Raw genomic sequence first — 14,286 nt, 5'->3', positions numbered from 1 at the left:
GGTTCCTATTGGCAAACTTTACTGAGATCTTGTTGCTCAGCGAAGATACGTAATGTCACGTTCTCGCCTGAGTTATCCAGAGAATGAATGTAGTTGAGAACCAACTGATTATTCTGACCACCAGTGGCAATGACTTCGACTGGCGCAAGCTCGTTAGTATGTGTTTCATTGTACTTTTTCACACACTGCTCAATTGACGGGTACCAGCGACTTAAATCAGGATGATTGAGTGGCGTTTTAACCGGAGTATTGTCATAAACAGCAAGTTGACGGAATTTTGATTCACTCGGGTTAGTAAATAAAACAACGCACAGTGGTAGTAACAGAGCGAGTGCGACCAACACCTTAGCCATTAAGCTTGAATACTTCGTTACTTCAGGCGCTGGAATAGGTGCTTCTAATTGAGGTTCTGCAGAAATAAGCTCAGTATCAATTACAGGTTCAGAAGCATGCTGAAGAGGTATTTCTACGTCTTCCATTGCAACAGCAGGTTGTTCAACTTCGTTAACACCACTCATCAATGGCGTTGTACGTTCTACCGAGCAGATTAGCTGGTAACCGCGTTTTGGCACCGTTTTAACGAACATTGGTGACTTTGTTGAATCTTTGAGAAGCTTACGTAGTGTAGAAATAGCTTGCGTTAGGCTTGAATCATCGACTTCGAAGCCTTGTTTACGCCATACGAAATCGTGTAAATCATTACGCGAGACGATTTCACTCGGTTTTTCACAAAGTAAAAGAAGAATCCGGCTTTCGTTGCTCCCTAAACGAATCAGTTCGTTTTCGCATTCCTTGTCTGTGAGGGAGTTTGTATTGGGATCAAAAGTAAATCTATTCGCAAGATTAAACTTAGTACCTATATTACTCATTAATGATGGCCATTTAATTTAAGTTTCAGACAGTTATTCAAGTAAGGCGCTTTCTAAGACTAGTCCAAAATTACTCTAGTTTAGATTTTTTGATTTTTAGAGAGTGCAAGGATAGTAAAGATTGAGATAAAAAAACACTGTTTTTATGATTCTTGACCTTGAATTTACATTTGTCACCCTCATGTTAACTGACAGATTTGGGCCAAATTACTCTTTTTTTGATTAGGGTAGTGGCTTGATAACTATAGAACTTATGGAGTTATCATGAGCGAAACAGTAACACAAAACAAAGAAACTCGCGGTTTTCAGTCTGAGGTAAAACAATTACTTCATTTGATGATTCATTCTCTCTATTCAAATAAAGAGATTTTCCTTCGCGAGCTGATTTCTAATGCGTCTGACGCTTCTGACAAACTGCGCTTTCAAGCACTGTCAAATCCAGACTTGTACCAAGGTGACGCTGAACTTGGCGTAAAACTTTCCTTTAATGAAGAAGCGAATACCTTAACGATCTCAGACAACGGTATCGGTATGAGTCGTGAGGATGTCATCGAGCATCTGGGCACCATCGCGAAATCTGGCACAGCGGAGTTTTTCTCTAAGCTTTCAGAAGATCAATCGAAAGACTCTCAGTTAATTGGTCAATTCGGTGTCGGCTTTTACTCTGCATTCATCGTTGCTGATGCCGTCACGGTTCGCACTCGCGCAGCTGGCCTAGCGAGTGACCAAGCCGTTCAATGGCACTCAGCGGGTGAAGGTGAGTACACCATCGAAAACATCACCAAAGAAACTCGCGGTACAGATATCGTTCTTCATATGCGAGAAGAAGGTAAAGAGTTCCTAAACGAATGGCGTCTGCGTGAAGTGATCAGCAAGTATTCCGATCACATTGGTATTCCTGTTGCGATTCAAACGTCAGTTCGTGATGATGAAGGTAAAGAAACAGGTGAGAAAAAATGGGAGCAGATCAATAAGGCTCAAGCACTTTGGACTCGCAATAAATCCGATATTTCTGAAGAAGAGTATCAAGAGTTCTACAAGCACGTTTCTCACGATTTTGCCGATCCTCTAACATGGAGCCACAACCGTGTTGAGGGTAAAAACGACTACACCAGCTTACTTTACATCCCTGCGAAAGCACCTTGGGATATGATGAACCGTGACCACAAATCTGGTCTGAAATTGTATGTACAGCGCGTATTCATTATGGATGACGCAGAGCAGTTTATGCCATCGTACCTACGTTTCGTACGTGGCTTGATAGATTCCAACGATCTGCCACTCAATGTATCGCGTGAAATCCTACAAGACAACAAAGTGACTCAGTCTCTGCGCAATGCTTGTACTAAGCGTGTTCTAACGATGCTAGAGCGCATGGCTAAGAATGATGAAGAAAAGTATCAATCATTCTGGAAAGAGTTTGGCTTGGTCCTAAAAGAAGGCCCAGCAGAAGACTTCAGCAATAAGGAAAAAATTGCGGCCTTGTTGCGTTTTGCTTCGACGGAGGTGGACTCTTCTGAACAGACTGTTAGCCTTGCGTCATACGTTGAGCGCATGAAAGAAGGCCAAGATAAGATCTACTACTTAACAGCGGATAGTTATGCAGCGGCTAAGAATAGCCCACACTTAGAACAGTTCCGTTCTAAAGGCATCGAAGTCATTCTAATGTTTGACCGTATTGATGAGTGGCTGATGAACTACCTCACCGAATTTGATGGTAAACAGTTCCAGTCGATCACAAAGGCGGGGCTAGATCTTAGCAAGTTTGAAGATGAAGCTGAGAAAGAGAAACACAAAGAAACCGAAGAAGAGTTCAAGTCAGTCGTTGAACGTACTAAAGAGTACTTAGGCGATCGTGTTAAGGAGGTTCGTACCACCTTTAAGCTAGCAACAACGCCAGCCGTTGTAGTGACTGACGACTTTGACATGGGTACGCAGATGGCCAAACTGTTGGAAGCCGCAGGTCAAGCTGCGCCAGAAGTGAAGTACATCTTCGAAATTAACCCTGAACATACCTTGGTTAAGCGTATGGCTGATGAAGCAGACGAAGAAGCCTTTGGCCGTTGGGTTGAACTTCTACTTGGTCAAGCGATGTTAGCTGAGCGTGGCTCAATGGAAGATCCATCTCAATTCTTAGGTGCAATTAATGCGCTTTTGACTAAGGGCTAATAGCTGAAAATTGGTAAAAAGCTCGCATCTTGCGGGCTTTTTAGCTTAATTGCTTTAATTGTGAATGAAGCGCGTTAAATAAGCGGCAAATGTGAGTGTTTAAGCATTCTTTAGTCGTAATTCGCGCTTTGGTTTTAAATTGTATGATAGAATGCATTCTTGAAACCAAACGAGCGGGCGTGTAATGTGCACGCCTGTTTTATTGTTAACTTGTAATAACAGTTATACCGAAACTTACCGTGAGCTAAGGCTGTGTGATTTACGACACCATAGTGAGCTTCGGTATAAATCATCATTATCTTAAGAGGATTCAACATGCGCATCATTCTTCTAGGTGCTCCAGGTGCAGGTAAAGGCACACAAGCAAATTTCATCATGGAAAAATACGGTGTTCCGCAAATCTCTACTGGTGACATGCTACGTGCTGCTATCAAAGCAGGTACAGAGCTTGGTAAGCAAGCTAAAGCTGTTATTGACGCTGGTCAGCTAGTTTCTGATGAAATCATCCTTGGTCTAATCAAAGAGCGCATCGCTCAAGATGACTGCGAAAAAGGTTTCCTACTAGATGGCTTCCCACGCACTATTCCTCAGGCTGATGGTCTAAAAGAAATGGGTGTAGCGGTCGATTACGTTATCGAATTTGACGTTGCCGATGACGTGATTGTAGAGCGTATGGCTGGCCGTCGTGCTCACCTGGCTTCAGGTCGTACTTACCACGTTGTTTACAACCCGCCTAAAGTTGAAGGTAAAGATGACGTAACGGGTGAAGACCTTGTTGTTCGTGACGACGACAAAGAAGAGACAGTACGTGCTCGTCTTGGTGTCTACCATGATCAAACTGCGCCACTAATCGAGTACTACGGTAAAGAAGCAGAAGCGGGTAACACTAAATACCTTAAATTCGATGGTACTAAGCAAGTTGCTGAAGTCAGTGCTGATATCGAGAAAGCGCTAGCATAAATAGCTAACAGCGAATTTTGAAAATTTGTTATAGTTAAAGCGACCCAAGTTGGGTCGCTTTTTTATGTTTATTCGTTGATCTATCAAGATCTTATTTACGTAAATATCCCTTTTAGGATTGATAGGAAGCTATGCAAAATAGTAAGAGACAAGGTGTGCTACTCGTTAACCTGGGTACCCCTGATGAAGCAACGTCCCCTGCAGTAAAGCAGTTTTTGGGTCAGTTCCTCCATGACAAACGAGTGGTCGATATGACGCGCTGGTTGTGGTGTCCGATTTTGCATGGTGTGATACTCCCAATCCGTGCACCGAAAGTGGCTAAGCTGTATCAGTCAGTATGGATGGAGCAAGGTTCGCCATTGATGGTCTATTCGAAAAGGCAGGTCGAGAAGCTACAAGTTTTAATTGATATGCCCGTTGAACTGGGTATGACTTATGGCAACCCGAGCCTACAAACCGGACTAGAAGCGCTGGTGGCACAAGGTGTGGAAGACATTATTGTTCTGCCTCTATATCCTCAGTATTCAGGTACAACGACGGCGGCAGTCTCGGATGGATTGACCAAAGCATTTAAAAAGATGCCCGTTGTACCAAGTTATCGGTTCATTCGTGATTATCATGATCATCCTTTGTACATCAAAGCGTTGGCAGAGAGCGTAAAACGTTCTTGGCAAGAGAACGGCAAAGGTGACTATCTGCTGTGTTCTTACCATGGAATTCCTAAGCGCTATGCGGATAATGGTGATATCTACCCACAGCATTGCGATGTCACCACGACGCTACTTGCACGTGAGTTAGGATTGGCACCCAATCAAATCGGTATGACCTATCAGTCTCGTTTTGGTCGTGAAGAGTGGCTACAGCCCTATACGGACAAGACCTTGGAAACACTACCGAGTAAAGGGATTAAAAAACTCGATATTCTTGCGCCTGCATTTTCTGTCGATTGTTTGGAAACACTGGAAGAACTGGCTGAGCAGTGTTGTGAGATTTTCACCGAGAATGGTGGTGAAACATTTACCTATATTCCTTGCCTCAATGACGATGACTTGTATATTGAGATGATGACGCAATTAGTTACTCAAGGTTAATGCGCGCTAACTGATTCTAAAAGGGCTGCCGGTGGCAGCCTTTTTTGTGCATCCTATACCGGGCTTTGCCATCTATGCGCCATCTAAAGGCGAGCAAAACCGTTCCACTGCCTGCCAAAGAATGCTGTCTGGCATTTGGATATAGTCAATGTTTGAGAGCGCATTTTTCCATAAATCTAAGCAGGCAGCCGGCCTGTTTTCACTCGTATAGTGAGCCAAAACTTGCTTGGCAGGTACACTACTTGTTAGAGCCGCTGTTGCCTTTATAGTGTCGGTACTCAAATACCTGACCTTTTTCGTTGAACGCGTAGACTGAATATTCGTCTTTTTCATTGCCATATTCCATGCCTGGAGAACCCATTGGCATTCCCGGAACAGCAAGTCCTTTCGCATTGCGTGGTGGGTTTTCAAGGAAAGCTTGAATGTCTTCCGCAGGAATATGACCTTCGAATACGTAGCCATTAATTTCTGCTGTATGACAAGAAGCAAGTTCAGGTGTAATCCCCAACGTTTGCTTAATAGGATTCATGTTTTCGTGTAACTTCTCTTTAACTGTGAAGCCTGCATCTTGCATATGTTTCGTCCACTCAGTACAACAGCCACAGTATGGTGATTTATGGTTGAGTACATCGGTAGCCAATGCGTGACCAGAAATCAGAGTTAGTGTTGCTAGGGCAAAAAATTTACGTTTCATAATAACCTCTACGAGCTTTTAAAAAGTCTTAAACGATTAGCGTTGCTTACTACGGTAATCGAGGAAAGTGCCATTGCTGCACCTGCAACTACAGGGCTAAGCAAAAAGCCAAAGCCGGGATAAAGAACACCCGCGGCAATAGGGATACCTAGCGAGTTATAGACGAAGGCCCCGAATAAATTTTGCTTCATATTACGTACTGTTGCTTTAGAGAGCTCAATTGCTCGAACAACAGACAGTGGTGACGAGTTAAGCAGTGTCATCTGTGCACTCTCGATGGCGATATCGCTGCCTCCCCCCATCGCGATGCCAATATCAGCAAGGGCTAGAGCTGGCGCATCGTTAACGCCATCGCCTATCATTGCAACGCAGTGGCCTTGACTTTGTAAATCAGCAATATGGCCTGCTTTCTCATCTGGCAATACTTGCGAGATTACTTGCTCAATTCCCAGCTCTTGTGCAATGGCTTGTGCGACACTCGAATTATCACCAGTGAGCATTATTGGCGTGATATTGATGGCTTTTAGTGCTTCTACAGCTTGTTTCGCATCGGGCTTTATCGGATCTGCGATGGCGATAACGCCAATCACCGTTGAGTTTTCAGCGACAATAATCGGTGTCCAAGCGTTGTCTAGATATTGCTGAAGTTCACTATCAACCTCATCTAAACGCCATGCTTGCTCACGCGCATAAGCCAGTGAGGTAACGGTAATAGATTGTTGTTCTACTTTTGCAAACACTCCCTGACCGCGGCGGTTTTCAAATTCCGATACCTCGAACAGTGGTAGAGACTGCTGATGAGCTTGTTGAACAATAGCTTTAGCAAGTGGATGTTCTGACTGTTGTTCTATTGAAGCTGTGAGCGTTAGCAACTGGTCATTATGACCATTGACTGCATAGATGCCTTGAACATTTGGCTTGCCTTGAGTCAAGGTGCCTGTTTTGTCAAAGACCACCGTATCTATTTTGCCTGCTGACTGCAAAACGTCGGCATCTTTAATCAAGATCCCCATCTCGGCCGCTTTACCAATACCAACCGTTACAGATAGCGGGGTCGCCAACCCTAATGCGCATGGACACGCAATAATAAGAACGGTAGTAGTGACAATTAGCATGTAGCTGGCTTTAGGTTCTGGACCAACCATAAACCAGACCAATGCAGATAGGAGAGCAATTGCTACTACAACTGGAACGAAAATTGAAGAAATTTGGTCTGCGAGTTTAGCGATAGCTGGTTTGCTACTTTGAGCCTCGCGGACCATAGTGATGATGCGTGACAACATGGTGTCGCTACCTACACTTGAAGCGCGAATGATTAAACTACCATCCTGATTAATGGTTCCTGCGGATACAGAATCCCCAACTTGCTTATTCACCGGTATTGGCTCGCCAGTCAACATTGACTCGTCTAGATAAGATTCACCAGACTCAACGATGCCATCAACAGGTATTTTTTCACCGGATTTCACCCGCAGTCTCATTCCCAGGTTAATTTCGTCGATGGTGATGTCTCGATCGCCTTGTTCCGTCACCAGAGTCGCCACCTGAGGCTGAAGATTAATCAGAGCCTGAAGTGAGCGGGTGGTATTCGCCTTAGCTTTGGCTTCTATATAGTGACCAAGCGATATCAGGCCAATAATCATTGCGCTTGCTTCGAAGTAGACGTGTCTAGATGCGGCAGGAAACCAGTTGGGGAAAGTGACCACTAACATTGAGAATAACCAAGCTGTACCTGTCCCTAGGGCGACTAAGGTATCCATTGTCGCTCGTTTGTGAGTGAGCGCTTGCCATGCGTTAGTGAAAAATGTTTTTCCTGCTGTCGCAAGTAGCCATAAACAGATAACACCAATGATGCCCCAAAAGATTTGATCTGCGTTATTGCGAATCATCATATTACCGCCTGCAATTCCCCACAGCATGAGTGGCGCACCGATCATCAAACCTAACCAAGCACTTTTCTTATGGTGGGTTTGAACTGCTTGCTGCAATTCGAGTTGTTTTTGCTGCTGGTTTTGAGGATCGTCAATCAGTTGGGCTTGATAGCCAGATTGAGAGACCGAGCGTAATAGCTGAGTCTCGATCTCCTCAATGGGTTGGTTGGAAAAAATAAGTGCGCTTTGTTCAGCAAGATTGACTTGAGCTTTTTCTACGCCTTTTACTGAGATTAAGGCTTTCTCGACCGAAGAGACACAACTAGCACAAGTCATACCCGATATAAGAAGGTGCGCCGAGTGTTTAATGGGTAATGGTTGCCCTCTCTCTATAGGGGCGGCGATTTCTTCGTCAGCGGGTACAGCTTCCACTTGCGGGGAGAATGGACTTGCTTGATAACCCAATGACTCAATCAATTGGATGACTTCTTGTTGTGAGTGAAGCGATACAAGCTCTAGCTCTGTTTTCGATACACGAAAGGAGCCATTGAGTGGAGACTGCTCAAGAGCTTGTTCCAACTTAGCAACACATTTACCGCAATTGAGTCCAGTTAAGAACAAATGATGTTTGTGGCCTGCCTGATAGCCTAGCTTCTCAATTGAATCTGCAAGTGCGGCAAAAGAACTGCCTGTCTCTAAAGAGATGTGAGTGGGAGACAACTGATCAATGCTGACTTGGTGTTCTGCCGTAATTGTTCGCTCCACTTTTCTTGCACAGCCCATACAGTTTAAGCCAGAGAGTGGGATATCAAACTTAGTCATAACATCACCTTAATTATTCAACTGTTGCTAAGCGTAAACCTTACCGCAAGGGTAAGGTCAAGTATTTAAATAAAACGTCAAAATCACCGATTGCCGTGAATTAGTGGGCAGGAAGCATGCGAGGCAATTCAAACTTTTTATTTGGGAAATATAAAGTTCCGTAAATAGATAAAAAATCACAGTGATCTAGCCAGCAGATTTGGCGAACAAGCGCTCCATGTACGCAACGCGCAAGCAGTATTGACGTTTATGTTTATTGAGGTTTCTTTTTAAGTTGTTGATTTTAATTGGTTTGCTTAATTTTACAATTTTCTGATTTGAAGCTGGTCAGATTATCTTTTCATTCCTTTTGTGTCGCGAAAAAAGTTTGCCACCATGACCCCGTCCATAAATAGTTCCCTTCAAAACAACCAGTTAGTTTTGTGTGAGGGGAACAAGGAAAAATTCAAATAAATAGGGGTTAATCTTATGTCTCACTTTAAAAAGACTCTTCTTGGCGCAGCAATCGTCGCAACTACCATGGCCGCTGGTACTGCTAACGCGTATATGCTGGGCGATCCGAATGATGCAAACGTAGAAGTCTACGGTGTCGTCTCTATCTCTGCTGTAGACTACGGAGCATCGAAAGCGACAGGTCCAGATGATGGTTGGGCGCTTGAAAATGAAACTCGCATCGGTTTCCGCGCGGCTAAAGCAATGACAGATAACGTAACTGCGTTTGCTCAAGTTGAGTCAGGTTGGGTATTGGACTACGGTGCCGATTTAGGTAACCGCGATACTTTCGTCGGTCTGCGCGGCGATGATTGGGGTCAGGTTCGTTTTGGTCGTATGTTGACACCGTTATATGAACTTGTTGACTGGCCATACTCAGCATCTAACCTAGGTCGTACTTTTGACCGCGCATGGCGCAGCGGCGAACGTTACCACTTTGACCGTAAGAGCCAAATGGCACGCTACGATTCACCAATGTTTGGTGAGATGGTTAAATTCAGCCTAGCGGGTGGTAATGGTAGTGAAAACCACGAAGATTCTAACTTCTTCGGTGGTTCTATCACAGTGGCGCCAGTTGATATGCTAACGTTACATGCAGCGTTTGAAACGGCTAAAGGTACAGTATTTGAAAGTGCTACCGACAACGTGTTTGATACAAACAATGCAACACCAGGTAACCCTCTAGATATTAAAGAACTAGGGAAAGCGGCTTCTGTCGGTGATACGGATTCATACTTTGTAGGCTTCGAACTTCGTCCAATGGACAACTTTAATATCCTTGGTGCATACAAAACGGGTTCGTACGACTCAACTAACGGTGGCGGTGACTACGGTTACACCAAACGTGAAATCGACGCTTACTCGATTCAAGCGAACTACTTCTTTGGTAACGCAAACATTCGTGTTGGTTACGCAGACCAAAGTGGTAAGCAAGATGGCGTAGACAACAAAGATATGGATTCAACCTCTATCAGTGGTGAATTGGGTTACTCATTTAGTTCTGTATACACCTTTGTTCGTTTAACTCAACAAGATGACTCTTCGTACGATGATGACCTAATGGTTCGTATCGGTACTGAGTGGACATTCTAATAAATACATTATGACCCGGCGGACAGTTTGTCCGCCTTTTTTCGTTTGTAACCGTGAGGAAGAGAGAGTGAAAAAAATCATTGCAGCGGCCATTGTGCTTTTGATGAGTAGTATGGCTCATGCTCAAGTGACGATTCACACCGATAGCCGAATGGAGATTCTAGCGGTAAATCAACAGCTCAATCAGATACCAAAAAAGGCTAAGGGGGATCTGAAAATAGCTAATGGTCACAATCAGATATTGCTACGAGTCACGGCAATGGTTGATGGCAATGGTGGCAAGAAGAAGTTCAACTCTCATCCAATGGTGGTCACATTTGACGCACAGAACGAAACTCTATTGTTTGAAACGCCTTTCGCGATTCGAGATCAGCGTGGGGTAAGTAAGTTTGAAAAGAGTCCAACAGTTAAAGTTACCAGTAATGGACAATCAGTGCAGATCGTGATGGATCAGATTGTGAATCAGTCTTTTGCGTTGATTCACGATTACGACGCGATGCTGAACGACTACAACTTGACTGGTGGTATTGCGGCGATATCTGTTACACCTTCTGAGCCAAACATTAAGACGAGTTCCGCGTCAGTGGCGTCTGTCAACGTGGATCAAAAAGTGCAATCGAAAGTGATCCAGCGTGATTTTCTCTCTATGACGCCATCAGAGCGCCAAGAGTTTATCTCTTGGGCGGTAAAACATATTAACGATTGATTGTAGATTTGCATATCGGTGCTAAAATAACGCGCAATTTTAGCACCATCGCACATATTGAAGGCGTGGTGCAGTCATTCAGACAATCAAGGTATTTTACATGACGGTTAAAACTCGTTTTGCTCCTAGCCCAACAGGCTACCTACACGTTGGTGGTGCGCGTACTGCACTTTACTCTTGGCTATACGCTAAAAACCAAGGTGGTGAATTCGTACTGCGTATTGAAGATACGGATCTTGAGCGTAACTCGCAAGAAGCAGTAGACGCGATTCTAGAAGGTATGAAATGGCTAGGTCTTGAGTGGAATGAAGGGCCTTACTTCCAAACTCAGCGTTTTGATCGTTACAACGAGATGGTTGATAAACTGCTGGCTGAAGACAAAGCATACAAGTGTTACGCATCTAAAGAGTTGCTAGATGAAATTCGTGCACAACAAGAAGCGAACAAAGAAATGCCTCGTTACGATGCTGAACACCCTAAGATTAAAGCAGCAAACGATGCAGCTAAAGATGGCGATCCATGCGTTATCCGTTTCCGTAACCCTAAGGAAGGCAGCGTGGTATTCGATGACCAAATTCGTGGTCGTATCGAAATTCGCAACAGCCAGATGGATGATCTAATTATTCGTCGTACTGACGGCTCACCAACATACAACTTCTGTGTTGTAGTTGATGACTGGGATATGGGCATTACTCATGTTGTTCGTGGTGAAGACCATATCAACAACACGCCTCGTCAAATCAATATCTATGAAGCATTAGGTGCACCAGTACCTACTTTTGCTCACTGTGCAATGATTCTTGGCGATGACGGTGCGAAACTGTCTAAGCGTCATGGCGCTGTTTCTGTAATGCAATATCGTGACATGGGTTACCTACCAGCAGCACTAAACAATTACCTTGTTCGTCTAGGCTGGTCTCACGGTGACCAAGAGATCTTCTCTGAAGAGGAAATGATTAACCTGTTCAGTCTAAACGCAGTATCTAAGTCAGCTTCTGCGTTCAACACAGATAAACTACAATGGTTGAACAACCACTACATTAAGACTTCAGAACCTGAGTATGTTGCAGAGCACCTACAATGGCATCTTGATGAGCAGAAATTAGATGTGACTAACGGTCCTGCTATTACTGAAGTAATCAAGCTTGTTGGTGAACGTTGCAATACGCTTGTTGAGCTAGCAGAACAGATTCGCTACTTCTATGAAGACTTCTCTGAATTTGAAGTGGGTGCGGCGAAAAAGCATCTACGTGGTGTAGCGAAAGAGCCACTAGAACTAGCACTAGCAAAAGCAGAAGCGTTAACAGAGTGGACGACGGAAAGCATTAAAGATGGTGTTATTGCCGCTGTTTGTGAAGAGCTTGAAATTGGTATGGGTAAAATTGGTATGCCACTACGTGTAGCGGTTACGGGTGGCGGTCAGTCTCCATCGGTAGATACAGTTATGGCTCTTATCGGTAAAGAGCGTTGTGTTGCTCGTATCAAAATGGCATTGGCATACATCGCAGAGCGCGAAGCCAACGCATAATGGTTATTGCCAGTTCGAAAACCGCAGCACTACGCTGCGGTTTTTTTGTCTCTAGTAAAGACCAGAGCGAGAGACGTGAGAGAGTACTTACAATAATTTTTCTCGTTATTGAGAATTTGTTTTTTTGTTCCCTAGTTGGCTCAATTTTATTGGAGAAATTCATACATACGCCAATCCCTTATCCTAACTAGCTTTACGTGGATTCGTGTTTTTTTTGGGGATTATTTCCTAACAGTTCGCTGACAAAATCCCACTTTGAATATTGGGAAATATGTATATAGTTTGCTGAGTTCGCTTGCGGGTTTAGATGTTTATCCAGTAGGCATTGGTTTGGCCGAAATAAAATTATGAGTCGTGTTCTGTTTCCATTTGGGCTTTGCTAAGGGTAAATGGAAATGTGCACTATGGCTAAACAACTTTCAGATTTGAGGAATAAAAAACCATGAAAAAGTTAGCAGCGGTAATTTCAGCATCACTTCTTCTTGCATCAGCGCCTTCAATGGCAGAGCTTTATGTCGGTGGTAAAGTAGGTAAGTCTTGGTTGGATGATGCATGCACAACAGCGACAGCAAACTGTGATGATGAAGCTTCAACAGCAGGTGCATTCATCGGTTACGAAATGTGGGACTTTCTATCCATCGAAGGTGGTTACGACTACCTAGGTAAGTTTACAACTGATGGTCTTAATGACGATAAAGTTGAAGCATTTACGCTAGCTCCAAAGTTAAACCTACCGATTACTGACGATATCTCACTTTACGGTAAATTTGGTGGTGCATACGTCAAATATGGCAACAAAGAAGATGCTTCATACATGGGTGCAGCAGGTGTTGAATTTGACTCACATAAGAACGTGACTGTGCGAGTTGAATACCAAACCATTACTGATGCAAACAATGAGCAGGTTCGTGCGATGGGTAATAGTGCGACGCTTGGCGTAGTTTACAAGTTTGGTAGCAATGAAGAAGCTGCACCAGTTGTAGTAGAAGAAGAGATGGTTGAAGAAGTCGTTGAAGAGACTCCAGCAGAGCCTGTTGTTGAGACTAAGACGTTTGAGACTCAGCTACTAGGCACAGGTAGTTTTGAACTAAATAGTACAAAGCTAAACCAACAGAGCGCTTCTCAACTGGATGAGCTGGTAGAGTTCCTTAATACTTACCCACAAGCGAAAGTAGAAGTGATTGGTTACACTGATTCATCTGGTGCGGCTGAGTACAACCAAGTGGTATCAGAGAAGCGTGCAGAGTCTGTAGCGTCTACTCTTGAGCAAAAAGGTATTGATGCGTCTCGTATTACCGTTCGTGGTGAAGGTGAGAATAACCCAATTGCATCAAATGACACTCGTGAGGGTCGTCAGCAAAACCGCCGTGTTGAAGTGATCGTACCTAGCTTTGAGTACCAAGTTCAGCAGTAATAATTAAAATAACAACGTTAGTAATTGAGCCCCAACCCCATGGTTGGGGCTTTGTCTTATATATGAGAAAGAAAAAGCACTTATAATTCCGTTGTTATATTGTTTGCATATCGATACTTATTAGGTGTGCGGTATTACCAATGTGCTTATCAATAGGTTCCAGTTTAGAGAAATAAGTTGTTGTCACGCCTGTAGTTAAGACTTTCGAAACAAAACTGGTCGGTTCAGGCAGTTTTGAGCTAAATAGCAACAAACTAAAACCAGAAAGCCAATCAACTCTTGATGAACTGGTAGCGTTTATGAACCAGTACCCGCAGTCTAATGTCGAGGTGACAGGCTACACCGATTCGACTGGCGCAGCCGCTTACAACCAAGTTTTGTCTGAAAAACGAGCTCAATCTGTCGCGGATGTTTTGATCAATGAAGGGATTGAAAGTCGTCGTATCACAGTACGTGGTGAAGGGGAAAATAACCCAATCGCTTCGAACGAAACTCGCGAAGGTCGAGAACAAAATCGTCGCGTAGAGATTGTTGTACCAGCTTTTGAATACCAACAGTAATCAGTACCGAGTTATTAA

10 protein-coding genes and 1 pseudogene are annotated in these 14,286 nt (G+C 43.9%); 8 read left to right on the top strand and 3 right to left on the bottom strand.

Translation table 11 applies throughout. The features are described 5' to 3' along the window. Positions 1-5: 5 nt before the first annotated feature. Positions 6-869 (bottom strand): winged helix-turn-helix domain-containing protein, encoded by an 864-nt coding sequence (locus QTN95_RS01345; protein ID WP_331416063.1) that lies wholly within the window; start codon positions 867-869, stop codon positions 6-8. Between the two features lie 264 nt (positions 870-1,133). Between QTN95_RS01345 and htpG the strand changes: the two genes are divergently transcribed. From htpG to hemH, 3 genes are all read left to right on the top strand, one after another. Then, a complete protein-coding gene (gene htpG / locus QTN95_RS01340) occupies positions 1,134-3,038 on the top strand; it encodes a molecular chaperone HtpG (protein ID WP_331416062.1) in 1,905 nt (634 codons plus the stop codon). A 315-nt stretch (positions 3,039-3,353) separates the two neighbouring features. Beyond that, complete coding sequence (gene adk / locus QTN95_RS01335) at positions 3,354-3,998, top strand: adenylate kinase (protein ID WP_138973371.1); 645 nt, start codon at positions 3,354-3,356, stop codon at positions 3,996-3,998. A 131-nt stretch (positions 3,999-4,129) separates the two neighbouring features. Beyond that, entirely contained in the window at positions 4,130-5,089 is a 960-nt protein-coding gene (gene hemH / locus QTN95_RS01330; protein ID WP_331416061.1) for a ferrochelatase, read from the top strand. A gap of 238 nt (positions 5,090-5,327) precedes the next feature. Here the strand turns inward: hemH and QTN95_RS01325 are convergent, their stop codons facing one another. Together QTN95_RS01325 and QTN95_RS01320 are read right to left on the bottom strand one after the other, a co-directional pair. After that, the gene (locus tag QTN95_RS01325; RefSeq protein ID WP_331416060.1) at positions 5,328-5,783 is read right to left on the bottom strand and encodes a DUF411 domain-containing protein; all 456 of its coding nucleotides are present in this window, start codon (positions 5,781-5,783) and stop codon (positions 5,328-5,330) included. 8 nt (positions 5,784-5,791) lie between these two features. Further along, positions 5,792-8,476: a heavy metal translocating P-type ATPase gene (locus tag QTN95_RS01320; RefSeq protein ID WP_331416059.1), complete on the bottom strand. Its 2,685-nt coding sequence runs from the start codon at positions 8,474-8,476 to the stop codon at positions 5,792-5,794. A gap of 468 nt (positions 8,477-8,944) precedes the next feature. On the opposite strand from QTN95_RS01320, the gene QTN95_RS01315 reads away from it, so the two are divergent. From QTN95_RS01315 to QTN95_RS01295, 5 genes and pseudogenes are all read left to right on the top strand, one after another. Then, the gene (locus QTN95_RS01315) at positions 8,945-10,060 is read left to right on the top strand and encodes a porin (RefSeq protein ID WP_331416058.1); all 1,116 of its coding nucleotides are present in this window, start codon (positions 8,945-8,947) and stop codon (positions 10,058-10,060) included. Between the two features lie 103 nt (positions 10,061-10,163). Then, positions 10,164-10,766, top strand: a complete 603-nt coding sequence (locus QTN95_RS01310) for a DUF2057 family protein (protein ID WP_443088845.1) — start codon at positions 10,164-10,166, stop codon at positions 10,764-10,766. Positions 10,767-10,866: 100 nt separating this feature from the next. Then, positions 10,867-12,294 carry a glutamate--tRNA ligase gene (gene gltX / locus QTN95_RS01305; RefSeq protein ID WP_331416056.1) on the top strand — a complete coding sequence of 476 codons (1,428 nt, stop codon included), beginning with the start codon at positions 10,867-10,869 and terminating at the stop codon, positions 12,292-12,294. Between the two features lie 442 nt (positions 12,295-12,736). Next, a complete protein-coding gene (locus QTN95_RS01300; RefSeq protein ID WP_331416055.1) occupies positions 12,737-13,708 on the top strand; it encodes an OmpA family protein in 972 nt (323 codons plus the stop codon). Between the two features lie 182 nt (positions 13,709-13,890). Continuing rightward, positions 13,891-14,268 (top strand): annotated as a pseudogene (locus QTN95_RS01295) (OmpA family protein); the annotation flags it as partial. Positions 14,269-14,286 lie beyond the last annotated feature (18 nt).

This window comes from Vibrio sp. M260112 (assembly GCF_036533775.1).
Classification (GTDB): Bacteria; Pseudomonadota; Gammaproteobacteria; order Enterobacterales; family Vibrionaceae; genus Vibrio.
Note: the sequence above shows the minus strand (reverse complement) of the source record. Positions and strands in the feature narration are given on the sequence as shown.

Coding starts and splice junctions, on each gene's coding strand:
- QTN95_RS01345 (WP_331416063.1), bottom strand. CDS start 869: ATGAGTAATATAGGTACTAAGTTTAATCTTGCGAATAGATTTACTTTT.
- htpG (WP_331416062.1), top strand. CDS start 1,134: ATGAGCGAAACAGTAACACAAAACAAAGAAACTCGCGGTTTTCAGTCT.
- adk (WP_138973371.1), top strand. CDS start 3,354: ATGCGCATCATTCTTCTAGGTGCTCCAGGTGCAGGTAAAGGCACACAA.
- hemH (WP_331416061.1), top strand. CDS start 4,130: ATGCAAAATAGTAAGAGACAAGGTGTGCTACTCGTTAACCTGGGTACC.
- QTN95_RS01325 (WP_331416060.1), bottom strand. CDS start 5,783: ATGAAACGTAAATTTTTTGCCCTAGCAACACTAACTCTGATTTCTGGT.
- QTN95_RS01320 (WP_331416059.1), bottom strand. CDS start 8,476: ATGACTAAGTTTGATATCCCACTCTCTGGCTTAAACTGTATGGGCTGT.
- QTN95_RS01315 (WP_331416058.1), top strand. CDS start 8,945: ATGTCTCACTTTAAAAAGACTCTTCTTGGCGCAGCAATCGTCGCAACT.
- QTN95_RS01310 (WP_443088845.1), top strand. CDS start 10,164: ATGAGTAGTATGGCTCATGCTCAAGTGACGATTCACACCGATAGCCGA.
- gltX (WP_331416056.1), top strand. CDS start 10,867: ATGACGGTTAAAACTCGTTTTGCTCCTAGCCCAACAGGCTACCTACAC.
- QTN95_RS01300 (WP_331416055.1), top strand. CDS start 12,737: ATGAAAAAGTTAGCAGCGGTAATTTCAGCATCACTTCTTCTTGCATCA.